Origin of the sequence: Arsukibacterium ikkense (genome assembly GCF_000987775.1) — a bacterium.
In the GTDB taxonomy this organism is placed as follows: Bacteria; Pseudomonadota; Gammaproteobacteria; order Enterobacterales; family Alteromonadaceae; genus Alishewanella; species Alishewanella ikkense.
The window spans coordinates 1-23,491 of the sequence record NZ_LAHO01000001.1; the positions used below are offsets into that span (position 1 = coordinate 1).

Annotated in this window: 23 protein-coding genes; 19 read left to right on the forward strand and 4 right to left on the reverse strand. The window is 52.2% G+C overall.

The window, feature by feature from the left end; all coding sequences use genetic code 11:
• The coding region (locus tag WG68_RS00005; protein ID WP_200897507.1) for a transposase at nucleotides 1-659 on the forward strand (659 nt) is incomplete at its 5' end.
• A gap of 332 nt (nucleotides 660-991) precedes the next feature.
• Here the strand turns inward: WG68_RS00005 and WG68_RS00010 are convergent.
• The 4 genes from WG68_RS00010 to WG68_RS00025 form a co-directional block, all read right to left on the reverse strand.
• Nucleotides 992-1,888, reverse strand: a complete 897-nt coding sequence (locus WG68_RS00010) for a phosphoribulokinase (protein ID WP_046555612.1) — start codon at nucleotides 1,886-1,888, stop codon at nucleotides 992-994.
• A gap of 114 nt (nucleotides 1,889-2,002) precedes the next feature.
• A complete protein-coding gene (locus tag WG68_RS00015; protein WP_046555613.1) occupies nucleotides 2,003-3,790 on the reverse strand; it encodes an ExeM/NucH family extracellular endonuclease in 1,788 nt (595 codons plus the stop codon).
• A gap of 2 nt (nucleotides 3,791-3,792) precedes the next feature.
• Complete coding sequence (purD, locus tag WG68_RS00020; RefSeq protein ID WP_046555614.1) at nucleotides 3,793-5,082, reverse strand: phosphoribosylamine--glycine ligase; 1,290 nt, start codon at nucleotides 5,080-5,082, stop codon at nucleotides 3,793-3,795.
• Nucleotides 5,083-5,095: 13 nt separating this feature from the next.
• Nucleotides 5,096-5,920, reverse strand: a complete 825-nt coding sequence (locus WG68_RS00025; protein WP_046555615.1) for a class I SAM-dependent methyltransferase — start codon at nucleotides 5,918-5,920, stop codon at nucleotides 5,096-5,098.
• 181 nt (nucleotides 5,921-6,101) lie between these two features.
• Between WG68_RS00025 and trmJ the strand changes: the two genes are divergently transcribed.
• From trmJ to der, 18 genes are all read left to right on the forward strand, one after another.
• Nucleotides 6,102-6,851: a tRNA (cytosine(32)/uridine(32)-2'-O)-methyltransferase TrmJ gene (gene trmJ / locus WG68_RS00030; RefSeq protein WP_046555948.1), complete on the forward strand. Its 750-nt coding sequence runs from the start codon at nucleotides 6,102-6,104 to the stop codon at nucleotides 6,849-6,851.
• Nucleotides 6,852-6,855: 4 nt separating this feature from the next.
• On the forward strand, nucleotides 6,856-7,665 hold the full coding sequence (gene cysE / locus WG68_RS00035; protein WP_046555616.1) for a serine O-acetyltransferase: 810 nt from the start codon (nucleotides 6,856-6,858) through the stop codon (nucleotides 7,663-7,665).
• 116 nt (nucleotides 7,666-7,781) lie between these two features.
• On the forward strand, nucleotides 7,782-8,264 hold the full coding sequence (gene iscR / locus WG68_RS00040; RefSeq protein WP_046555617.1) for a Fe-S cluster assembly transcriptional regulator IscR: 483 nt from the start codon (nucleotides 7,782-7,784) through the stop codon (nucleotides 8,262-8,264).
• 34 nt (nucleotides 8,265-8,298) lie between these two features.
• The gene (locus WG68_RS00045) at nucleotides 8,299-9,513 is read left to right on the forward strand and encodes an IscS subfamily cysteine desulfurase (RefSeq protein ID WP_046555618.1); all 1,215 of its coding nucleotides are present in this window, start codon (nucleotides 8,299-8,301) and stop codon (nucleotides 9,511-9,513) included.
• A 30-nt stretch (nucleotides 9,514-9,543) separates the two neighbouring features.
• Nucleotides 9,544-9,927: a Fe-S cluster assembly scaffold IscU gene (gene iscU / locus WG68_RS00050; protein ID WP_046555619.1), complete on the forward strand. Its 384-nt coding sequence runs from the start codon at nucleotides 9,544-9,546 to the stop codon at nucleotides 9,925-9,927.
• A gap of 6 nt (nucleotides 9,928-9,933) precedes the next feature.
• On the forward strand, nucleotides 9,934-10,257 hold the full coding sequence (iscA, locus tag WG68_RS00055; protein ID WP_046555620.1) for an iron-sulfur cluster assembly protein IscA: 324 nt from the start codon (nucleotides 9,934-9,936) through the stop codon (nucleotides 10,255-10,257).
• Between the two features lie 30 nt (nucleotides 10,258-10,287).
• Complete coding sequence (hscB, locus tag WG68_RS00060) at nucleotides 10,288-10,812, forward strand: co-chaperone HscB (protein ID WP_046555621.1); 525 nt, start codon at nucleotides 10,288-10,290, stop codon at nucleotides 10,810-10,812.
• An 8-nt stretch (nucleotides 10,813-10,820) separates the two neighbouring features.
• The gene (hscA, locus tag WG68_RS00065) at nucleotides 10,821-12,677 is read left to right on the forward strand and encodes a Fe-S protein assembly chaperone HscA (protein WP_046555622.1); all 1,857 of its coding nucleotides are present in this window, start codon (nucleotides 10,821-10,823) and stop codon (nucleotides 12,675-12,677) included.
• Between the two features lie 2 nt (nucleotides 12,678-12,679).
• Nucleotides 12,680-13,018 (forward strand): ISC system 2Fe-2S type ferredoxin, encoded by a 339-nt coding sequence (fdx, locus tag WG68_RS00070; RefSeq protein ID WP_046555623.1) that lies wholly within the window; start codon nucleotides 12,680-12,682, stop codon nucleotides 13,016-13,018.
• Between the two features lie 133 nt (nucleotides 13,019-13,151).
• Nucleotides 13,152-13,583: a nucleoside-diphosphate kinase gene (gene ndk, locus WG68_RS00075; RefSeq protein WP_019675675.1), complete on the forward strand. Its 432-nt coding sequence runs from the start codon at nucleotides 13,152-13,154 to the stop codon at nucleotides 13,581-13,583.
• Nucleotides 13,584-13,709: 126 nt separating this feature from the next.
• Entirely contained in the window at nucleotides 13,710-14,837 is a 1,128-nt protein-coding gene (locus WG68_RS00080) for a bifunctional tRNA (adenosine(37)-C2)-methyltransferase TrmG/ribosomal RNA large subunit methyltransferase RlmN (protein ID WP_046555624.1), read from the forward strand.
• Between the two features lie 21 nt (nucleotides 14,838-14,858).
• A complete protein-coding gene (gene pilW / locus WG68_RS00085) occupies nucleotides 14,859-16,712 on the forward strand; it encodes a type IV pilus biogenesis/stability protein PilW (RefSeq protein ID WP_046555625.1) in 1,854 nt (617 codons plus the stop codon).
• Complete coding sequence (locus WG68_RS00090; protein ID WP_046555626.1) at nucleotides 16,709-17,557, forward strand: RodZ domain-containing protein; 849 nt, start codon at nucleotides 16,709-16,711, stop codon at nucleotides 17,555-17,557. Before pilW ends, WG68_RS00090 begins: the two co-directional genes overlap by 4 nt.
• Before the next feature lie 2 nt (nucleotides 17,558-17,559).
• The gene (gene ispG / locus WG68_RS00095) at nucleotides 17,560-18,672 is read left to right on the forward strand and encodes a flavodoxin-dependent (E)-4-hydroxy-3-methylbut-2-enyl-diphosphate synthase (protein ID WP_046555627.1); all 1,113 of its coding nucleotides are present in this window, start codon (nucleotides 17,560-17,562) and stop codon (nucleotides 18,670-18,672) included.
• A 74-nt stretch (nucleotides 18,673-18,746) separates the two neighbouring features.
• Entirely contained in the window at nucleotides 18,747-20,021 is a 1,275-nt protein-coding gene (hisS, locus tag WG68_RS00100) for a histidine--tRNA ligase (RefSeq protein ID WP_046555628.1), read from the forward strand.
• Nucleotides 20,022-20,118: 97 nt separating this feature from the next.
• Complete coding sequence (locus WG68_RS00105) at nucleotides 20,119-20,748, forward strand: YfgM family protein (protein ID WP_046555629.1); 630 nt, start codon at nucleotides 20,119-20,121, stop codon at nucleotides 20,746-20,748.
• Nucleotides 20,749-20,760: 12 nt separating this feature from the next.
• Nucleotides 20,761-21,936, forward strand: coding sequence for an outer membrane protein assembly factor BamB (gene bamB / locus WG68_RS00110; RefSeq protein ID WP_046555630.1), 1,176 nt, complete (start codon nucleotides 20,761-20,763; stop codon nucleotides 21,934-21,936).
• Nucleotides 21,937-22,008: 72 nt separating this feature from the next.
• Nucleotides 22,009-23,490 (forward strand): ribosome biogenesis GTPase Der, encoded by a 1,482-nt coding sequence (der, locus tag WG68_RS00115; RefSeq protein ID WP_046555631.1) that lies wholly within the window; start codon nucleotides 22,009-22,011, stop codon nucleotides 23,488-23,490.
• The last annotated feature ends 1 nt before the right edge of the window (nucleotide 23,491 follow it).

Here is a 23,491-nt window from a genome sequence, read left to right on the forward strand (position 1 = left end):
TGGATGGTGTGGTTGCTGCAACGCTTACCTTCTATGACGAAGCAGACTATAAAGCCTACCTGTCTTTTCTTAAGGATGCTGCCGCGAGATACCAGGTTGCCATCCATGCTTTTGTGCTGATGACGAATCACGTACATTTGCTTGTCACGCCTAGCGATGCACAGGGTGTGGGCCGGATGATGCAGGCGCAGGGGCGTAAATATGTGCAGTATTTTAATTACACCTATGGCCGCAGCGGCACATTGTGGGAAGGGCGGTATAAATCTACGGTAGAGGATGCAGATAATTACCTGCTAACGGTATATCGGTATATTGAACTGAACCCGGTGCGGGCTAATATGGTAAGCCATGCGGCGGAATATCCGTGGTCCAGCTATCGTGGCAATGCGCTGGGTAAAGCTATTCAGCTGCTAACGCCACACGCTTTGTATTGGCAACTGGGTAAAACAGACAATGAGCGACAAAGCGCTTATCGTGCGCTGTTTAGCGGTCAAATACCTGAGCGGGATTTGGCGGCAATACGACAAGCGACAAATAAGGCGTGGGTGTTGGGTGATGAGCGATTCAAGGCGCAAATCGCAGCCAGAACCGGTCGCCGGCCAGCGCCACTAGGGCGGGGAGGGGACAGGAAATCGGCAAATTTTCGCGGGAATCAATGACACTGACCCTATTGATCTCTATTGATCTAAATGATACTGACCCTATTGATCTAGATCTTCTGGCCCTATTGATCATTTATCCTTTCATACACTGGGGTTACGGGCTATCGCAAAGCGTGTGAAGCTGACGATAAAGCAATGGCGCGACATATTGGAGCATTGCATGTATTTACTCGATACCACGAGTTACAACATTATATGAGTGAAAATTTTGTGGGGATCCCTCAGACACTGACCCTATTGATCCGGCTGTAATCTGCCTGAAGTAAAATAACCGCCAACCGGATCGAGCCACACCAGCGGCGCTGCGTCAGCAGTCAATGCAAACTGGGTTACTTGCCTAACCAGTCTGCCTGACCACGGGCTTGGCGCCGCTTTTGCATTATCGCCTCTATCAGTGGCGTTAAAATCAGCTCCATGGCTAAGCCCATCTTGCCGCCTGGTACCACCAGCGTATTGACCCGCGACATAAAAGAGCCGTGGATCATCCGCAGGTAATAGGGAAAATCCACGTGTTTAATGCCGCGAAAGCGGATCACCACAAAGCTTTCATCCAATGACGGTATATCTTTGGCGCTGAACGGGTTCGAGGTATCAACCGTTGGTACCCGCTGAAAGTTAATATGGGTGCGCGAAAACTGCGGCGTGATATGGTTAATATAGTCATCCATGCTACGCACGATACTGGCCTGTACCGCTTCCCGGCTGTGGCCGCGCTCTGAGGTATCACGGATAATTTTCTGGATCCACTCCAGGTTAACAATCGGTACCATGCCAATCAGTAAATCGACATGCTGCGCTACATTGTTCTGCTCGGTTACCGCACCGCCATGTAAGCCTTCATAGAACAGTAAATCGGTATTGGCCCGTAAATCCTGCCACGGCGTAAAAGTACCCGGCAGTTGATTGTACGGCACGGCTTCATCAAAAGTGTGCAGGTAATGACGAATGCGGCCGGTGCCGGTATCGGCATAGCTGGCGAAAAAGGTCTCCAGCGCACCAAAATCGTTCGCTTCGGCGCCAAAATAACTGATATAACGGCCGGCCTCTTTGGCTTTGCGCACTGCTAAGTCCATTTCCGGCCGGCTGAAACGATGAAAACAATCGCCTTCAACAAAGGCTGCGTCTATCCCCAGCGTGCGGAAGATATGCTGAAAAGCGTTGGTTGTGGTGGTGGTGCCGGCACCGGACGAGCCGGTTATGGCAATAATGGGGTTTTTATGGGACATAGGCTACGCCTGAAAAATATTCTGCACTTACCATAAAGCAACAAGGCGGCATGCTGCAACTTTTATCTGGAATTGCGGCAGCGCCGAAGGCACTGCCGGATGCATTGTGCGTCGTCAGAAACTAAAAGTGACAAGCACCGGATCATGATCAGAAGAGCGATAGGGGGTTGGCGCATACAAGCGTTGTAATGCGTCAGCTGATTTAAAACGGCTACCGTATTCCAGCAGTACCGGTTCAGCGGCGTTAATTGACCAATGTTCCAGTGTGCGCAGATACTGCGCCAGCTCGGGACTGGCCAGCGCATGGTCTAATGAGCCGCTGCGGCCACGAAACGCATACGAAAACCCGGGGTGTTGCTGATCTGCCAGATGCTGCCAGCCAGCTTGCTCCAGTGCCCGTACCGGATCTTCCATCCGGTAGGCATTTAAGTCACCAAAGATCAGCTGGTAAGGGCTGGCCACAGTGGTGGGGTTAGTCGCTAACCATTGTGATAACGCCTTACTGGCCTCTACCCTGGCCGCATTCCAGCATGCCTGGCCGTCATTCTGATCTGCCTGCAGCTGCCATTGCGGTGTGTTGTCACGCGGGCAGCCGCCTTTCGATTTGAAATGATTGACGGCCACTGTCAGGATTTTACCGCTGGCCAGGTGCTTAAAGGTCTGGGCGACCGGCGGGCGGTGCAACCGGGTAAAAGGCGCTGCTACTTCTGTGGCCGCGATACCGGTTTGACTGACCGACGCTGGCCGGTAAATTAAACCCACTTTAATGGCATCCGAGCCGGGAGTTTCCGTGGTCTCAACGATGGCATAGGGTGTTGTTACCGCCTTATTTAGAGCCGCCACCAGGGTGGCGATGGCACTGCCGTTAGCATAGCCGTTATTTTCCAGCTCGATTAAGCCGATAATATCGGCATCCATTGCTGCCAGCGCACTGACCAGCTTAGCCTGTTGCCGGGCTAACTCGGCCGGTGTGCGGGCGCCACGGCGGGTAGGGAAGGGATCAGCCTGGCCCTGGCCGGTAAAAAAATTCAGTACATTAAACACCGCCAGTCGCAGTTCATCTGGCTGCTTTGGCTGTGGCGCGGCTGGGCGCGGGTTGCTACTGATAAACTGCGGGCTGCTGGTTGGTACCAGCCGGTAACCGCGTTCGTCCTGAAACAGTACGCCAGTGACCCCACGCACGGTATCACCGAGCCTGATGCTGTTGTCGGCCGTTAAACCACTGGGCGGATAGGGCGCGGGTTCGGGGTTTTCCTGCCAGCTGCCATCATCCAGCACCAGCATGCGGCGCAGTTGCTGGCTTGCATGTTGCTTAGCCTCTTCGCCGGGCGGCTTGATTTCAGTGGGCACCACCAGGCGTTTATCGGCCAGCATCAGCTCGCCGTAGCGGCCAAGCTGATAACTGTCGGTAACCACAAGATCCTGCTCGAAGCTCAGCCACATGCCTTCCAGTGCTTCAAAGCTCAGTGGCTCGCTCAGCGGCAACGTTATCGCTGTTGGGCTTAGCGGCTGGTTAGTGGCACAGCGCGTGATATGGCTCAGATCCACCAAGGACGTTAAACCATTAATTTCCGCTACCGTGCCTTGCAACAGCAGCAAATCGCCGTGTTGATACTGGCCGGCAGCACTGAGCTGAATAAATATGCCTTCTGAGGTTAGCGGATCATCATCAGCCACCAGACTTTGCAGCATTAACCCTGGCAACGGCGAGTCCGGGTAGACTTCGCTTATCACCACTCCGCGGGTAAGCACCTGTTGCCCGAGCAACGGGCTTTGCTCAGTGCGGCCCTGAATGGCAGCAATCGCCTGATAAGGGCTGTCGCAACTTAGTGGCTGAGGCTTGCTGCACGCAGCCAGACTCAGCAGCAGTGCGACACAGGGTGCCAGAAGTAGTATGCGCATACTTAACCTTGTTGTTCGCGGCTAACTGCGCGATAGCCGATATCGCTGCGACAGAACATACCATCCCAGCTGATGTGGCTGGCCAGTTGATAGGCTGCTTGCTGGGCGGCGCTGACATTGGCACCCAGTGCCGTGGCACAAAGGACCCGGCCACCATTAGTGACGACCTTATTATCTTTTAGCTCGGTGCCAGCATGAAACACTTTGGCACTGGCGCTATCGATGCCGTCCAGGCCTGTAATTTCCAGACCTTTAGCGTAGCTATCCGGATAACCACCTGCTGCCAGCACCACACCTACGGCTGCCTGCTCGGTAAACTCAATAGTCACCTGATCCAGCTTGCCCGTTACTGCCGCCTGACACAGCGCAACTAAATCTGATTGCAAGCGCAGCATAATCGGCTGGGTTTCCGGATCGCCAAACCGGCAGTTAAATTCCAGTACCTTGGCTGAGCCATCCGGGGCAATCATCAGACCTGCATATAAAAAGCCGGTAAAGACATTGCCCTCGGCTGCCATACCGCGCACTGTTGGGTAGATAACCTGCTGCATCACCCAGTCGTGCACCGCGGCGGTGACTACTGGTGCCGGTGAATAGGCGCCCATACCACCGGTATTAGGACCTTTATCGCCATCGTCACGCGCTTTATGATCCTGCGATGAGGCAAATGCCAGCGCATGCTCGCCGTCTACCATGACGATAAAAGACGCTTCCTCGCCATGTAAAAACTCTTCAATCACTACCCGGCTGCCGGCATCCCCGAACTTGTTGCCTGCCAGCATATCGTCAATAGCGGCAAAGGCCTCAGCTTCGGTCTGAGCAATAATTACCCCTTTGCCGGCGGCCAGGCCATCGGCTTTAATGACAATAGGGGTGCCCAGTTGCTTCACAAATGCTTTGGCCGGGGCAATGTCGGTGAAGTTCTGGTAAGCGGCGGTGGGAATGTGATGACGTGCCAGAAAATCCTTGGCAAAGGCTTTTGAGCTCTCTAACTGGGCGGCTGCCTGAGTCGGACCAAAAATAGCCAGCCCCTGCTGCCGAAATACATCTACTACGCCTTTAGCCAGTGGTGCTTCCGGGCCAACAATCGTCAGTTCAATTTGTTGCTCTTTGGCAAAGGCCAGTAAGCCAGGCACATCATCCGCAGCTATCGCTACATTCTGCAGGTTCGATTCGCGGGCGGTGCCGGCATTGCCGGGCGCCACAAATACCTGACTTACCAAAGGAGATTGCGCTGCCTTCCAGGCCAGGGCATGTTCGCGGCCGCCGCCGCCAATTACCAATACTTTCATCGGGTTTTCCGTCTTATTGTGCTACAGGTTTACGAAACTTTAAGGTCATACGATCGCTTTCGCCAATCGCCTGATATTTAGCTCTGTCTTGCTCGCCCAGCCGCAGCGAGGGTGGCAGGGTCCAGACACCGCCTGCATAGTCGGCCGTATCTTTCGGGTTAGCATTAATCTCGCTGCGCTCTTCCAGCACAAAGCCGGCTTGCTCGGCCAGGCGTATTGCCAGTTGCTCAGGGAAATAACCGCTTTTGGTCCAGTCGCCATCTGCTTGATCTGCCGGCAAACGGTGTTCTACCACGCCCAGCACGCCACCAGGTTTCAACGCTTTATAGAAGTCACTGAAAATGGCGACCATGCCGTCATCACCCCCACGGCCATACCAGTTATGCAGGTTACGAAAGGTCAGTACCACATCGGCTGTGCCGGCTGGGGCAATATTGCCACTGTTATCTGGTGCAAATTCGGTTAATGAAACCCGGCTGTATATCGGGTCGGCGGCCAGTTTTGCTTTAAACGCCGCCAGGGTGCGGTTGTAGTAGTCGGAGCTGGTGTTGGCTGGAAAATGCGCCGCATAATATTTGCCATGCGCGGCCAGCAGCGGCGCCAGTATTTCCGTATACCAGCCACCACCCGGAGAGATTTCTACCACAGTGCTTTGCGGGGTCACCTCAAAAAAAGACAGGGTTGGTAATGGGTTGCGGTATTGATCGCGGTTTTTATTTTGCTCGCTGCGGCTATGATGATCCACCGCTTGCTGTAATGCTTCAGTGTTGCTGTCGGCCAGCGCGGGCAGGGCTAAGAGTATTGCTGATAACGTTATAACTTTACTAAGTGTTTTCATCTTCAGGCGCTCTTGGTTAAAAGTGGCAGTAGTTTAGCAAAGCAGCCAGTGAATTGCAGTGATTATCGACAGCGGTCACTTCCTGTATTTAGATGGCCAGACTGCTAAATTTCAATCAACAATTGCATTGGTCTATGCTAGAATGCCTGCCTTTTTCAATCAGGGTTATCGGGTTAGCGCTATGTCCTCTGCTTTAGATAATATTAAAGTGGTACTGGTAGGTACTACACATACCGGTAACATTGGCTCGGTTGCCCGGGCCATGAAAACCATGGGGTTATCGCAGTTATGTCTGGTGGCGCCGAAGACGCCGCCGGATGGCCAGGCTTATGCGCTGGCTGCCGGGGCCAGTGAAATTCTTGCTGCTGCGACCACCTTCGATACCCTGGCAGAGGCAGTAGCCGATTGTGCGCTGGTCGTCGGCAGCAGTGCCCGCTCGCGCACCCTTAGCTGGCCGATGCTGGAGCCACGCGAATGCGCCGAGCTTGCCATTACCCAAAGTGATAAACCGGTAGCCGTGGTGTTTGGCCGCGAGTCCAGCGGTCTGAGTAATGACGAGCTGCAGCTGTGTCATTATCATGTTTGTATTGCGGCGAATCCTGAATACAGCTCGCTTAATCTGGCGATGGCGGTGCAAATTGTCTGTTATGAACTGCGGATGGCCTTTCTGGCGAAGCGGCCAGCAGCCACGGCAGTGGATGAGATTAGCTACCCAAGTTCGGCCCAGATGGAGAACTTTTATCAGCATCTGGAAGCTGTTTTGCACCACACCGGTTTTATTATCAAACAGCACCCGGGGGTGGTGATGACCAAATTGAAGCGCTTGTTTAACCGGGCCCGGCCGGAGGAGGCGGAGTACAATATTCTACGCGGTATTTTAACCTCAATGCAGCGTCTGGAAAAAGTCGATAGCAATACTCATAAGGAGTAAGGCGATGTTTGCGGGTATCAGAGAAGATATAAAAAGCGTTTTTGAGCGTGATCCGGCGGCGCGCAGCACCTTTGAGGTTCTGACCAATTATCCGGGGTTGCATGCTATCTGGTGGCACCGGCTGAATCACAAGTTGTGGCGGGCCAACTTTAAATGGCTGGCCCGATTTTTAAGTACTATCGCCCGCTGGCTAACCGGGGTGGAAATTCATCCGGGTGCGAAAATTGGCCGGCGCTTTTTTATCGACCATGGCATGGGCGTGGTGATAGGCGAAACCGCTGAAATTGGTGACGACTGCACCTTGTACCATGGCGTCACGCTGGGCGGTACCAGCTGGAACCCTGGCAAACGCCACCCAACCCTGGCCAATGGCGTAGTTATTGGTGCCGGTGCCAAAGTGCTGGGTCCGCTGCTGGTTGGCGAGCATGCCCGGATTGGTTCTAACGCGGTGGTGGTGCGCGATGTACCGGCCGGCGCCACTGTGGTGGGTATACCTGGCCGGGTGGTGGCTAAAGTTGCGCTGGAAGTTAGCGAGCAGCGCCAGCATCTGGCGAAAAAGTTTGGTTTTGATGCCTATGCAGTGTCGGCTGAAAACCCTGACCCGGTGGCCAGCGCTATTGGTACTTTGCTCGATCATATCCATCTGTTGGATAATAAAGTGGCAGAGCTGTGTAACAGCGTTAATAGCCTGGGGGGCAATGTCTGTGGTCAGATGCCCGAGCTGGAATTACCAGAAGAAGACTTTAAGCGAGCCGAACAACAGGCTGCCGAGCAGCGACGCAAAGATGTGGATGCTTTTGACCCTGGCATCTGAATCATACCTGAGCGGCGCAGCCCGGACAGCGAATACCTGACTGAACTAGTAGGATGTATACTTGACTAAAATAGTCAGGATTGTACAATAGCTGCCATGAAGTCAGGGAGCGTATTATGAGATTAACTTCAAAAGGCCGCTATGCCGTTACTGCTATGCTTGACGTAGCACTGCATGCCGGGCAGGGGCCGGTGCCGCTGGCCGATATCTCTGAACGGCAAGGTATTTCGCTGTCGTATCTTGAACAATTATTTGCGCGCTTGCGTAAACAAGGTTTAGTCAGCAGCGTGCGTGGCCCGGGTGGGGGTTATCAGCTGGGGTTAGCCCCGGAGGCGATTTCCATTTCTGCGGTGATTGCTGCGGTTGATGAGTCGGTCGACGCTACCCGCTGTCAGGGCAAATCAGATTGTCAGAGTGGCGCTAAATGTCTGACTCACACCCTGTGGCACGATTTGAGCCATCGGATTGAAGATTTTCTGACCAATATCAGCCTGGCGGCGTTAGTAAGTCAGCAAGATGTGCAGAATATTGCACAGCGGCAAAATAGTCGCAATGTAAAGAATCCTGCAACTGACATCAAAGTCAGTTGCCAGTTGTAAGCGCAACAATTTTAAGCGCAGTATGGAGCCAACAATGAAGCTACCTATTTATCTGGATTATGCGGCAACCACCCCGGTAGACCCGCGTGTAGCCGAAAAAATGATGCAATACCTGACGATGGATGGCGAGTTTGGCAACCCGGCGTCCCGGTCGCACCGTTTCGGCTGGCAGGCTGAAGAGTCGGTGGAAATTGCCCGCAGCCAGATAGCGGATCTGGTCAATGCCGATCCGCGCGAAATCGTGTTTACCTCCGGTGCTACTGAATCAAATAACCTGGCAATTAAAGGTGCAGCCCAGTTTTATAAGAAAAAGGGTAAGCATTTAATTACCGTCAAAACTGAGCATAAAGCGGTGCTGGATACCATGCGCCAGCTGGAACGTGAAGGCTTTGAAGTCAGTTACCTTGATGTGGAAAGCAATGGTCTGGTTGACCTGGCCAAGCTGGAAGCGGCGATGCGCCCGGATACCTCTGTGGTCAGCATTATGTTTGTCAATAACGAAATTGGCGTTATTCAGGATATTGCCGCTATTGGTGAATTGTGTCGCAGCAAGGGCATTGTGTTTCATGTTGATGCTGCTCAGGCCACCGGTAAAGTGGATATTGACTTACAAAACCTGAAAGTCGATTTAATGTCGTTTTCCGGTCATAAAACATATGGTCCTAAAGGCATTGGTGCCTTGTATGTAAGGCGTAAGCCCCGCATTCGTTTAGAAGCCCAAACCCACGGTGGTGGCCATGAGCGCGGTATGCGTTCAGGTACGCTGGCGCCGCATCAAATCGCTGCTATGGGTGAAGCGTTTCGCATTGCCAAAGAAGAAATGGCAGCAGAGCGCGAGCGCATCACCGCCTTGCGGGATAGGTTGTGGCACGGCGTTAAAGATATTGAACAAGTGTATTTAAATGGCGGCAGTGCACCTCGGGTGCCAGGCATTACCAATATCAGCTTTAACTTTGTTGAAGGTGAATCGTTGATTATGGCGCTGAAAGACATCGCGGTATCCTCGGGTTCAGCCTGCACATCTGCCAGCTTAGAGCCTTCGTACGTGCTGCGGGCGCTGGGGTTAACGGATGAGCTTGCTCATAGCTCCATTCGGTTCAGTATCGGTCGCTTTACCACTGAAGCTCAAATTGACCACACCATTAAAATTGTCCATCAGGCGATTGATAAGTTACGTGAAATGTCACCGCTATGGGACATGTTCAAAGACGGTATTGATTTAAACACTGTGGCCTGGGTAGCGCATTAAGCGTAACCTGGCCCAACGAGGTAACAGCTCATGGCTTACAGCAATAAAGTAATCGATCACTATGAAAATCCACGGAACGTGGGTTCATTTGCCAAAGATGACCCAACTGTCGCTACCGGTATGGTAGGGGCGCCAGCCTGTGGCGATGTGATGAAACTGCAAATCAAAGTTAACGAGCAAGGCATTATTGAAGATGCCAAGTTTAAAACTTATGGTTGTGGCAGTGCTATCGCGTCCAGCTCGCTGGTAACCGAATGGGTCAAAGGCAAAAGCCTGGACGAAGCGCAGCAAATTAAAAATACCGACATTGCACATGAGTTGGCGCTGCCACCGGTGAAAATTCACTGCTCTATTCTGGCAGAAGATGCGATTAAAGCAGCGATAGCTGATTATAAGCAAAAGCGCGGGGGTTAAGGCGCCATGGCGATATCGATGACCACAGCGGCAGCTGAAAGAGTTCGTAACTTTCTGCAGAATCGCGGCAAAGGCCTGGGCTTACGGGTAGGGGTGAAAACCACTGGTTGTTCTGGCCTGGCCTATGTGCTGGAGTTTGTCGATGAGCTGCATGATGACGACCAGGTGTTTGAAGAGCATGGTTTGAAACTGATTGTCGACGGCAAAAGCCTGGTGTATATCGACGGTACTCAGCTGGATTTCGTCAAAGAAGGCCTGAATGAAGGTTTTCAGTTTAACAATCCCAATGTTAACGGCGAATGCGGTTGCGGCGAAAGCTTTACCGTTTAATTTTCCCTGGTGCTGTAAGGTCGATATCGGATGAATTATTTTCAGTTGTTTGATTTGCCAGCTACCTTTGAGCTGGATTTAACTGAATTGGGTTCACGTTATCTGGCATTGCAGCGCAAATTTCATCCCGACAATTATGCTGCAGCCTCTAACCGTGACCGCTTAATGTCGGTGCAGCAAACTGCGAATATCAATGATGCCTACCACAGCCTGAAACAACCGTTACTGCGCGCCGAGCATTTACTGGCGTTACGTGGTTTAAAAATAAGTCACGAGCAGCGCAGTTTCACCGAGCCGGTGTTTTTAATGGCGCAAATGGAGTTGCGTGAGCAGCTAGAAGATATCAGTGCAAGTGCTGATCCGAATGCCGCTATTATGGCGGTTGAGCAACAACTGCAGCAACAACGCAAAGTGTTGTTACGGCAACTGGCCGACGCGTTGGCAGCTAATACTGCTGAGCAAAACCAGCTGGCAGCGGAGCTGGTGCGTAAACTCAAATTTTTCTTTAAACTACAGCACGAGCTGGAGTTAATTGAACAGCAATTACAAGACTAAACTAAGCTATGGCGTTACTACAAATTGCAGAGCCCGGCCAGAGTGCTGCGCCCCATCAACATAAACTGGCAGCAGGTATCGATTTGGGTACCACTAATTCACTGGTCGCAGCTGTGCGCAGCGGTCAGGCGGATACCCTGAAAAACGCCGCCGGCAGCGACATGATCCCGTCGGTGGTTCACTATGGCCCGGCTAAAACCGAGGTCGGGCACCATGCCGTCGCCGCTGCACCCGGCGATGCCAGCAATACCATTTTTTCAATCAAACGGCTGATGGGTAAAGGTTATGCAGAAATGCAGCCGCTGGCTGAATTATTACCGTATCAGTTAGTTGATCAAGGCGGCCTGGCTGCCGTGGCGACCCGTGAAGGGATAAAAAATCCGGTTGAAGTGTCGGCAGAAATTCTGGCGACCCTGGCCGATACCGCCAGTCAGGTACTGGGCGGTGAGCTAAATGGTGTAGTAATAACCGTGCCCGCGTATTTTGATGATGCCCAGCGTCAGGCTACCAAAGATGCCGCTAAACTGGCGGGGCTGAATGTACTGCGGTTATTAAATGAACCCACAGCAGCGGCACTGGCTTATGGCCTGGATTCTGGTCAGGAAGGCGTGATCGCCGTCTACGATTTAGGCGGCGGCACCTTCGATATTTCTATTTTGCGCTTACAGCGTGGCGTGTTTGAAGTATTAGCGACCGGCGGCGACTCTGCGCTGGGCGGTGACGATTTTGACCAGGCCATCGTCGGCTGGTTGCAACAACACAGTGGCCAGCAGCAATTAAGCCACAGTGCCAGGCGCCAGTATTTAACCGTTGCCAGGCAGCTGAAAGAACAGTTAACCGATAGCGACAGTGCCGACTATACCTTTAATGCTGATGGCCAGCAGCTGACAGGCAGCCTGAGCCGCACTGAATTTGAGCTGCTGTGCAGCGCATTGGTGAAAAGAACCATTCGTAGTTGCCGCCAGGTGCTACGCGACGCCGGGTTAAGCCCGGACGACGTGGCCAAGGTGGTGATGGTAGGGGGCTCTACCCGGGTGCCATTAGTGCGCAGCCAGGTTGGCCAGTTCTTTGTCACCGAACCGTTAACCTCAATTGACCCGGATAAAGTCGTCGCGCTGGGTGCTGCCATTCAGGCCAATGTGCTGGTGGGCAACAAAGCTGAGCACGAAACCCTGCTGCTGGACGTGATCCCATTGTCATTAGGCCTGGAAACCATGGGCGGTCTGACTGAAAAAGTCATACCGCGCAATACTGTTATTCCCGTTGCCCGGGCACAGGAATTTACCACCTTTAAAGACGGCCAGACCGCGATGGCCATTCATGTACTGCAGGGCGAACGTGAGCTGGTGGAAGACTGCCGGTCGCTGGCCCGCTTTGAGCTGCGCGGTATTCCGCCTATGCCAGCCGGTGGCGCGCATATCCGCGTAACCTTTCAGGTTGACGCCGATGGCTTGCTCAGTGTCAGCGCCGAAGAGAAATCAACCGGCGTAGCGGCCGGCATTCAGGTTAAACCTTCCTATGGGTTAACAGACGATCAGGTTGCCAGTATGATCAGTGGCTCGATGCAACATGCCCGCCAGGATATGCAGCGGCGCTTGCTGCGCGAGCAGCAGGTCGAGGCCGACCGGGTGCTGGAAGCCGTAACGGCAGCGCTCCACAACGACAGTGGGCTGCTCAATGATGCTGAGCTGACAGAGATCAGAGCGGCGCTGGCCAGATTAGCCGAGGTGCGCCAGCAAGCCGATACGGCCGCCATCAAAGCCGCTATTGAACAAACTAATACTTTAACTGATGACTTTGCTGCAAGGCGGATGGATAAATCTATCCGGTTAGCATTGCAGGGCCACAAAGTCGACGAGGTTTAACCATGCCAAAGATAGTGTTTTTACCCCATGCTGAATTATGCCCGCAAGGGGCGGCGCTGGAGGCGAATGTCGGTGATACGGTGCTGGATGTGGCACTGAAAAACGGTATTGCGATTGAACATGCCTGCGAAAAGTCCTGTGCCTGTACTACCTGCCATGTCATTGTGCGTGAAGGCTTTTACTCGCTAAACGAAAGCGACGAGCTGGAAGACGATATGCTGGATAAAGCCTGGGGCCTGGAGCCGGAATCACGGCTGGGCTGTCAGGCGCGGATTGCTGATGAAGATTTAGTGGTTGAGATCCCGAAATACACGGTCAATATGGTTAGCGAAGGTCACTAAAGCGTGTGCCGGGCAGCAAACGGTGTTGCTGGCTGACGCTTTGTGGCAATAAATGCCAAAGTAGGTTTTTTCCGGCATTTAGCGTATAATCTGCCGCCTTAAAATTTTAACCCTTTAATTACAGGAGCCTGACATGGCCTTAGAACGTACTTTTTCAATCATTAAACCAGATGCAGTAGCAAAAAACCTGATCGGTGCTATTTACCACCGTTTCGAATCTGCTGGTCTGCGGATTGTTGCCTCTAAAATGCTACACTTAAGTCAGGAACAAGCTGAAGGTTTCTACGGCGAGCATAAAGAGCGTCCGTTCTTTAAAGCGCTGGTCAGCTTTATGACGTCTGGTCCGGTAATGGTGCAGGTATTAGAAGGCGAAGACGCTGTACGCAAAAACCGCGAAATCATGGGCGCTACCAACCCGAAAGATGCGCTGGCGGGTACCTTACGTGCTGACTACGCAGACAGCATTGATGAAAATGCAGTACACGGTTCTGATGCGGCAGCCTCTGCAGCACGTGAAATTGCTTACTTTTTCACTGAAGCTGAGCTGTGCAGCCGTACCCGTTAATTCGGAGAAGAGTTGGCTGTGTAAGCTAAGGGAAAGGGGGCGTCAGCCCCTTTTCTGTATTAGTAAGATGCAGATTTAAGTAGTAACAGTGCGTTATTGATAGAGGTTATTAGGAGTGGCCAGGGTATGAACAAGCCAGTAAACCAGGTAAATTTGTTAGATTTTACCCGCGCTCAAATGCAGGAGTTTTTTGTCTCTATGGGTGAAAAGCCGTTTCGGGCCGATCAGGTGATGAAATGGATTTACCACTTCTGTGTCGATGATTTCGACAAAATGACCAATATCAATAAAACATTGCGCGATAAGTTAAAAACGCTGGCGGTGATCGCTGCTCCCGTGGTGGTGACCCGCCAGGACAGCACAGACGGCACTATTAAGTTTGTCATGGGTTTAGCCGGTGGTCAGGAAGTGGAAACGGTGTGGATCCCGGAAAAAGACCGGCGAACCCTTTGTGTGTCGTCGCAGGTGGGTTGTGCGCTGGATTGCACCTTTTGCTCTACCGCCCAGCAGGGTTTTAACCGTAACCTGAGTGTGAGCGAAATCATCGGCCAGGTCTGGCGGGTGGCACAAATTATTGGCAGTTATGGCGATACCGGCGAAAAGCCGGTAACCAACGTGGTGATGATGGGTATGGGCGAGCCGCTGCTGAACCTGAACAACGTGGTACCGGCAATGGAACTGATGCTGGAAGACTTTGGCTTTGGTTTATCTAAGCGCCGGGTCACCTTAAGTACCTCTGGCGTGGTGCCAGCGCTTGATTTACTGCGGGAGCGGATTGACGTGGCGCTGGCCATATCCCTGCATGCGCCCAACAATGCCTTGCGGGACGAACTGGTGCCAGTGAATAAAAAATACCCAATGGAACAATTTTTAGCGGCTTCCCGTCGTTATGTCGAGAACTCTAAGGCCAACGATAAGGTCACAGTAGAGTATGTTATGCTTGATGGCATTAATGACAGCATGGAACAGGCGCATGAATTGGCGCAGGCATTGCAAGATACGCCGGCAAAGATTAATCTGATCCCCTTTAATCCGTACCCAGGGTCACCTTATAAAAGATCCAGTAATTCACGCATTGATCGTTTTAACAAGGTGTTACAACAGCATGGTTTTACTGTTATGGTACGGAAAACCCGGGGCGATGATATCGACGCAGCCTGTGGCCAGCTGGTAGGCGATGTAATTGATCGAACCAAAAGACTGATAAAGAAGCAGCAGAAAGGCCAGCAAATTCTGGTTAAAACGCTGCCGTAACCCAAGGGATGACCAGTGGTAATGCAGAAATTTTCGCTAGGGCTCACACTTTGCGCCGTGTTAACCCTGACGGCGTGCGTCTCAGAAAGTACCTATGTTGGCTCTGATCGTCAGGTTGGCCAGCGTAACCTTGATAACAGCGAAGCTGCCCGTACCCGTATTTCTCTGGGCTTAAATTATTTGCGGCGTGGTGACACTACCCAGGCGAAATACAATTTAGAACGGGCCAAAATGTTCGCCCCTAATATGCCAGAAGTGTATAACGCCCTGGCATTTTATTATCAAACAGTTGGCGAGAATGCGCAGGCAGAAGAGGCCTACAAACAAGCGCTGGCCAAAGACAGCAATAATGCCGATGCGTATAACAACTATGGCGCTTTTCTTTGCCAGATTGGGAAGTACCCTGAAGCAGAAGAACTGTTACTTAAAGCCATTTCCAGGCCGGGGTATATCCGGGTAGCTGAAAGTTACGAAAATCTGGCACTGTGTCAGTTAGATCAGCAGGGCTTTGGCAAAGCAAAAACCTTTCTTGAGTCGTCAGTTTCACATAATGGTACCCGGATCAGTTCGCTGATTAATCTGGCAGCCCTAAACTATGCAATGGGTGACAACGTTGGTGCTAAAACGGCGCTGCAACGTATTCAGCGTCTGGGGCGGGTGTCGGCACGCAGTACTTTGCTTAATTATCTGGTTGCTGAAAAGCAAGGCGACATGGCCACCATGAAACACGCCGAGCAACTGCTGTTATCCTTATACATTGATACACCGGAAGCGCGTTTATTGTTACAGCAGCGCTTGCTGGAAAGTGAATTTGAGCAATTGCGCGAGCAATATAAATTAAGCCTGATGGCCAATATTGTTTTGCCAAATCAGGCGTCGTCAGCAGTGGTGACACCAACCGCGCCCGGTGCTAACCCGAGATTACGGGTGGTACGGCGCAAAACATCCGAGACTGAGCTGGATAACACAGCGGTTGCAGCCAGTCAGCCCGCCGTGCCGGCAACGACTGCCACCACTACGGCAGCCAGTTCTGCCAGCAGGCAGGCCATCGCCGGTTCACTGGCGTTAAGCCAACCGGCGGTTGATGCCGATGCGCTGGCTGTGCAGCAGCAAGCCGAGACCGAAGCCTTAGTGGCCAGGCAACAAGCCGAACAACAAGTGGCGGCCGATGCCGCTGCCTTAGCGGCCAGGCAACGGGTTGAGCAACAAGCTGCAGCTGATACTGCAGCCTTAGTAGCGGCCAGCCAGCAAGCTGAACAACAAGCGGCGGCGGATGCTGAAGCGTTAGCCGCCAGCCAGCTGGTATTAGCGGCGCAGCCCCCCGTTAGTTTACCTGCTGAAACCCCGTTAACTGAGCCCGCTGCAGTGACAATAGCAGCGCCAGAACAGGTAGTCATTGAACAAGCGGCAACAGATTATGCCGTCACCCGGCAGGCGGATAGCGCAGCGGCGCCAGCCAGTGATGCTTACAACGACAATGATGATACAGTGACAGAGTATCATGTGGTGCAGGAAGGCGAGTCGTTGTATGCGATATCGGTATTGCATAATATCCGGCTGGCCCGGCTGATGCAGTGGAACCAGCTTAGCCCGGAATCGGTGATTAAAACCGGTCAGAAGATCTGGTTAACCGAGGTCAGCGACCAGCAATTACAGCAACCGCAGCCGGTCGCCAGAGTAGCTGAATATCAGCAGCCAGCGGCAACAACTGAGCCTTATCATCAGGTGGCGGCTGGTGAAACCATGTTTGGCATCTCATACCGTTATAATATCCGGCTGGAACGCTTTATGGCCTGGAATAACTTCACCGAGCAAAGTAAGCTGCAGGTGGGCCAGCAAGTTCTTATTACTGATCCGGCAAACCTTATACCATGAGCAACGTAGAAGACACCCCACTGACTGCTGGCCAGCTGCTTCGACAGGCCCGGGAACAGCGCAAGCTCACTGTCGCCGACGTTGCTCTGCAATTAAATTTACGGCTAAATCTGGTAAACCAGATTGAAACAGATCAACTTGACAGTTCGCTGCTGGTGACTTTTGTGCGTGGGTATCTCAAAGCCTATGCCCGTCTGGTGAAGCTACCCGAGCAACAGGTGCTGGCGGCGTTCGAACAACAAAGCGGTGGCAGCACCGGCCCGGCTAAGCCAATGCGGACTTTTTCTAACCGGGCTGAGTTGCAGGCAACGGAAAACCGCTTTATGTGGCTGACCTATGCCATCGGTTTTATTTTAGTGCTCATGCTGGTGTTATGGTGGTGGCAAACCGCCAGCCCCAGTGCGGAAAACAGCCAGGTGCAGCAGCAAGCGCTGAACGCGCCCGGTCAGGCAGAAAACAGTAACCTGGCAGAGCAGGCTGAAGCAACAAACAGCGAGCCAGACAACAGCAGTTTGCCAGTTACGCCGTCGTTGGATGCTGTGCCGGATTTTGACACTGCTGACGCCGTGCCAGAGCTGGCCAGCACAGTGGCGCCGCAGCTTGATGTGATTAACATGGAATTTAAAGACAATTGCTGGATTGACGTGCTGGACGCGGCGGGCAATCGGATTGCCTTTGGTACCAAGCAGAAAGGTTACAAAATGACCGTGTCGGGCATAGCCCCTTTTGTGGTGACCCTGGGCAATCCCAGTGTGGTACGGGTCACTTTAAATAACCAACCCTTTGATATGTCATCGCTGCCTGCAGGCAGAGTGGCAAAATTTACCCTGGCGGAACCTGATTAAACATGTTTGCTGACAATCCTATTACCCGACGCCTGAGCACCCAAATTCATGTAGGTAGTGTGGCCATCGGTGGTGATGCACCGATTGCCGTGCAGTCAATGACCAACACCCGCACTACCGATGTGGCTGCTACCCTGGCGCAAATTCAGGCTATTGCGGCCGCTGGCGCTGATTTAGTAAGGGTTTCGGTGCCGACCATGGACGACGCCGAAGCCTTTAAACTGATTAAGCAACAATCACCCATTCCACTGGTAGCCGATATTCATTTTGACTATCGGATTGCTTTAAAAGTGGCAGAGTATGGTGCCGATTGCCTGCGAATTAACCCGGGCAATATTGGCCGGGAAGATCGGATCCGGGCAGTGGTCGATTGTGCCCGGGATCATAATATTCCCATTCGCATTGGTGTAAATGGTGGCTCGTTAGAAGCCGATATTCAGGAAAAATACACTGAACCCACGCCAGCAGCGTTGGTTGAATCTGCGATGCGCCATGTTGATATTCTGGACCGGCTGAATTTTGACCAGTTTAAAGTCAGTGTTAAGGCCTCAGATGTGTTTTTAGCGGTAGGGGCTTACCGTTTACTGGCCAAGCAAATTAAACAGCCATTGCATTTGGGCATTACCGAAGCCGGTGGCGCCCGCGCGGGTGCTGTGAAGTCGGCTATTGGCCTGGGTATGTTGCTGGCAGAGGGCATTGGCGATACCTTGCGTATTTCACTGGCGGCCGATCCGGTAGAAGAAGTCAAAGTAGCCTTTGATATTTTAAAATCGCTGCGCATCCGCCAGCGTGGCATTAATTTTATTGCCTGTCCCAGTTGTTCGCGCCAGGAATTTGATGTGATCAAAACCATGAATGAACTGGAGCAGCGGCTGGAAGATATTGTCGAGCCATTAACAGTGTCGGTGATCGGTTGTGTGGTCAATGGCCCCGGCGAGGCGCTGATTTCTGATCTGGGGGTGGCCGGTGCCAACCGTAAAAGTGGTTTTTATTTAAATGGCCAGCGCCAGAAATTACGGCTGGATAACAACAGCATCGCCGAACAGTTGGAGCAACAGGTGCGGCAGTATCTGCTGGCCCGCGAGCAGCTGATAGGTATTAAACAACTCGATTAACTCAGGCCGTTTGGTGTTGGCAAAGACACCTCTTATAATCGGCCGGTTTTTAGCATGGCAGTGAGAAATTAATTTTGGCAAAAAATATTCAGGCAATACGTGGCATGAACGATTGCCTGCCACAGGATACGCCGTTATGGCAACATCTGGAGCAGGTATTACGCCACACCGTGGCTAGCTTTGGTTATAGCGAAATTCGCTTTCCGATAGTCGAAATGACCGAGCTGTTTAAACGCTCTATCGGCGAAGTAACCGACATCGTTGAAAAAGAAATGTACACCTTTGCTGATCGCAATGGTGACAGCCTGACGCTGCGTCCGGAAGGTACTGCCTGCTGTGTTCGCGCTGGCAATGAACACGGTTTGTTGTATAACCAGGAGCAGCGGTTATGGTATCTGGGACCAATGTTTCGGCATGAAAGGCCGCAAAAAGGCCGCTACCGCCAGTTTCATCAGTTTGGTTTGGAAGCGTTTGGTATTGCCAGTAGCGATATTGACGCTGAAGTGATTATCTTAACTGCTAAGCTTTGGCAGCAACTGGGCCTGGCGCCATATGTTAGTTTGCAGCTGAATTCCTTAGGTTCCAATGAAGCAAGGGCCCGCTACCGGGAAGCATTGGTTGCTTATCTGCAGCAGCATCAGGCGCTGTTAGACGAAGACAGCCTGCGCCGGATGCATACCAATCCTTTACGGGTGCTCGATACGAAGAACCCGGCGCTGGCAGAGATCGTGGCTGGCGCGCCACAGTTAAGTGAATATTTAGATGCCGACTCAGCGGAGCATTTCAGCCAGTTAAAGCGCCGGCTCGACGCCGCCGGTATTGCTTATACGGTTAACCCCACTCTGGTTCGTGGTCTGGATTATTACAATAAAACGGTTTTTGAATGGGTTACCACTGAACTGGGTGCTCAGGGCACCGTTTGTGCCGGTGGCCGCTATGATGGTTTAGTTGAGCAGCTGGGTGGTAAAGCCACGCCGGCAGTTGGCTTTGCGCTGGGCATGGAGCGATTAATATTATTGCTGCAAACCTTACAGCTGGTTAGCCTGCCAGCGGCTACCGCCGATATTTATATTATGCCGATGGGTGAAGCTGCGGAACTTGCGGCCATAGCGATTGCCGAACAGCTGCGTAGCGAATTAACTGCAAAACGTGTTATCTTGCACTGCGGCGGCGGCAACCTGAAAAAGCAAATGAAACGGGCTGATAAATCGGGTGCTGCACTGGGATTGATCCTGGGGGCAGATGAGCTGGCACGCGGCGAAATCACCTTGAAATGGTTGCGCGAAGATAAACCTCAGCGCACGCTGACGCTGGCAGCATTGCCTCAGTTACTGGCAGCCATGGTATAACAACAGATTATTAGTACTGGTTGCAGCCGGCAAGCGCATTGTCTGGTTGGCAAGCTGTACCTAAGCAGATTAAACAGGATATTACGGAGTAGTCACATTGGAAATTTACAGCAGCGAAGAACAACAGGTTGAGGCCATCAAACGCTTTTGGAATGAATACGGCAAAGCGATTTTAGGTGGGGTAGTGATTGGCCTGGCTGGCCTTTACGGCTGGCGCTATTATCAGGCTGATCAACGCAGCCAGGCTGAGCAGGTATCTGCTCAGTACAGCCAGTTGCTGCAGCAACAACAAACTGAGGGTAGTGACTGGCTGAACAGTGCCAAAGGTTTTATTGATGCCCAGGGCAATAGCAGCTATGCGGTGTTTGCCGCTTTACTCGCCGCCCGCGAAGCAATAGATTCACAGCAACTGGCTACTGCCGCTGAGCATTTAAGCTGGGTGATGCATAATGCCAAGGAAGCGCCGGTAAAGGCCATTGCTCAGCTGCGGCTGGCGCGGGTGCAGCGTGAACAAGGTAATTATGCAGATGCGCTGGCAACTTTACAGTTAGCGGTTCCGGCTAGTTTTCTGTCGCAGCAGGCAGAATTACGGGGCGACTTATTGCAGTTAACGGGTGAGTTAGCACAGGCCAAGGCGGCATATCAGCAGGCATTGGCCAGCAGTGAACAAACCCGGCAATTATTACAGGTAAAACTGGATGAATTGGCCCATATTACAGCCAGCTAACAAGGGGTAGGCGTGAAATTATTCGGAAAAATAACGGCTGTTGTTTTAGTGGCTTTTGCAGTATCTGCTTGTTCAAGCAAGGAAAAGCTGGTATTGCCTGATGTTCAGAATAGCATCAGCCCAAAGAAGGTCTGGCAAAGTAAGGTAGGTAAGGGCGTAGCGCATTACGAGTCAGGGCTAAAGCCGCTTATTCAGGATAACAAAGTTTATGCCGCCAGCCGGGAAGGCCTGGTGGTAGCAAAGAACCTGAGCAATGGCCGTACGTTGTGGCGCTTTGATTTACGTACTGAGGGCAGATCTTCATTGCTGGCCCGTTTTAGTAGCGATAGCGCCCGCATTGCCGGTGGCATTAGCTACAGCAACAACAGATTGTATCTGGGCACAGAAAACGGTGAAGTATTTGCGCTAAATGCCGAAACGGGCCAGCTGTTATGGCGGGTGCCAGTGAAAGGTGAAGTATTAGCCAGCCCGGCAGTAGGTGATGGCCTGGTTGTAGCGGCGACCACCGCTGGCAACATCATTGCACTTGACCCTGAAACCGGTGAGCAACGCTGGATATTTGAAGACGATCAACCTGCTTTGACTATTCGTGGTGTAAGCGAGCCGGTGATTGAAGCCGGTGGTGTGATTTACGGCAGCGGCACCGGCCGGGTTGGCGTACTACTGGCTGATCGTGGTTATCAGGCCTGGGAAGAAGCGATTGCGATTCCACAGGGTACAACCGACTTATCGCGTTTAGTCGATGTTGATGCCAAGCCCATTGTAGTTGCCGGCACCTTGTATAGCATTGCTTATAACGGCGAGTTGGTCGCGATGGAGCTGCGCAGTGGCCGTCAGTTGTGGAAGCGCGACTACGCCAGCTTCCGTAATATGGCTATTTCGGGCAACATTTTATATGTGGTTGATTCAACCGGCGGTATTTATGCCATTGACCGGCGTAATGGCAGTGAAGTATGGGGCCAGCAAGGCTTACGTCGACACTTTCTAAGCGGGCCAACGGTATATAAAGATTACTTAGTGGTGGGTGATGTTAAAGGCAATTTGCATTGGCTGAACCGCGAAACCGGCGACTTTGTTGCCAGACAACGTTTTGATAGCTCGGGCTTTTACCGGGAAGCGGTAGCAAACGACGACTATATATTAGTGACAAGCCGCAATGGTGAGCTAGTCTTATTACAAGTACCTTAACCGGTACCCTAGGCATATAACTGAAGGAACAGGCCTGATTGGGCCTGTTTTCTTATTTTTGAGGTTGACTGAATGTTACCTGTAGTGGCTCTGGTGGGGCGCGCCAATGTTGGCAAATCCACGTTATTTAATCGCTTAACCCGCACCCGTGACGCCCTGGTGGCTGACTTTCCGGGTTTAACCCGGGATCGAAAGTACGGCTCTGTTAATTTCGAGGGTATGGAATTTATTGTGGTTGATACCGGTGGTATTGATGGCAACGAGCAAGGTATTGAAGTAGAGATGGCCGGGCAGTCGCTAAAAGCGATTGACGAAGCGGATGTGGTGCTATTTATGGTCGATGCCCGGGCCGGTGCGACGGTGGGCGACAGTGCTATAGCTGATCATATTCGCCGCCTGGAAAAACCGGTATTTCTGGTAGCGAATAAAACCGATGGCCTGGATGCAGACACAGCAGTGGCCGATTTTTACAGCCTGGGTATCGGTGAGGTGTACCCGATAGCCGCTGCGCACGGTCGTGGCGTGTCATCCTTGTTACAACATGCGTTACTGCCCTTTTTGGCTGATAAGTTGGCAGCGACTGACAGCGCTGCAGGTCTTGATGCTGGCCCTGCGCTGGAAACCATGACTGAAGAAGAAGCTGATGCTGAAGCGGCCCGCTTGCGTAGCGAACATATCAAACTGGCCATTGTTGGCCGGCCGAATGTCGGTAAATCGACGCTGACTAACCGGATTTTAGGCGAAGAACGGGTAGTGGTATTTGATATGCCTGGTACCACCCGTGATTCGGTGTTTATTCCAATGCAGCGCAATGAGCGCAACTACACCCTGATTGACACCGCTGGGGTACGCCGCCGCGGTAAAATTGACGACATGGTCGAGAAGTTCTCTGTGATTAAAACGCTGCAGGCCATTGAAGAAGCTAATGTGGTATTACTGGTACTGGACGCCCAACAGGGCATTTCCGATCAGGATTTAAGCATTCTGGGTTTTGCGTTGAATGCCGGCCGATCTCTGGTGATTGCGGTTAATAAATGGGATGGCCTGAACGACAGCATTAAAGAAGAAGTAAAACGCGAGCTGGATCGGCGATTAGGCTTTATTGACTTCGCCCGGCTGCATTTTATCTCGGCACTGCATGGTTCAGGTGTCGGCAACCTGTTTGAATCGGTAGAAGAGGCCTTTGATTCTGCTACAAAACGGGTCAGTACCTCGCTACTTACCCGTATTATGAAAATGGCGCAGGAAGATCACCAGCCGCCACTGGTACATGGTCGCCGGGTCAAACTGAAGTATGCCCATGCCGGTGGCTACAACCCGCCGATTATCGTCATCCATGGCAATCAGGTTAAAGACTTACCCGATTCCTACAAGCGTTATTTAATGAACTACTATCGCAAAGCCTTGCAAATGATGGGTACGCCGGTCCGGGTTGAATTCCGCGAGGGGGAGAACCCCTTTATGCCAACCAAAAAGAACACCGAAACTGCGCTGCAAAAATACAAGCGTGAGCGTTTAATGAAGGCGCGCCAGAAAGTGGCTAAAAAAGATTAAC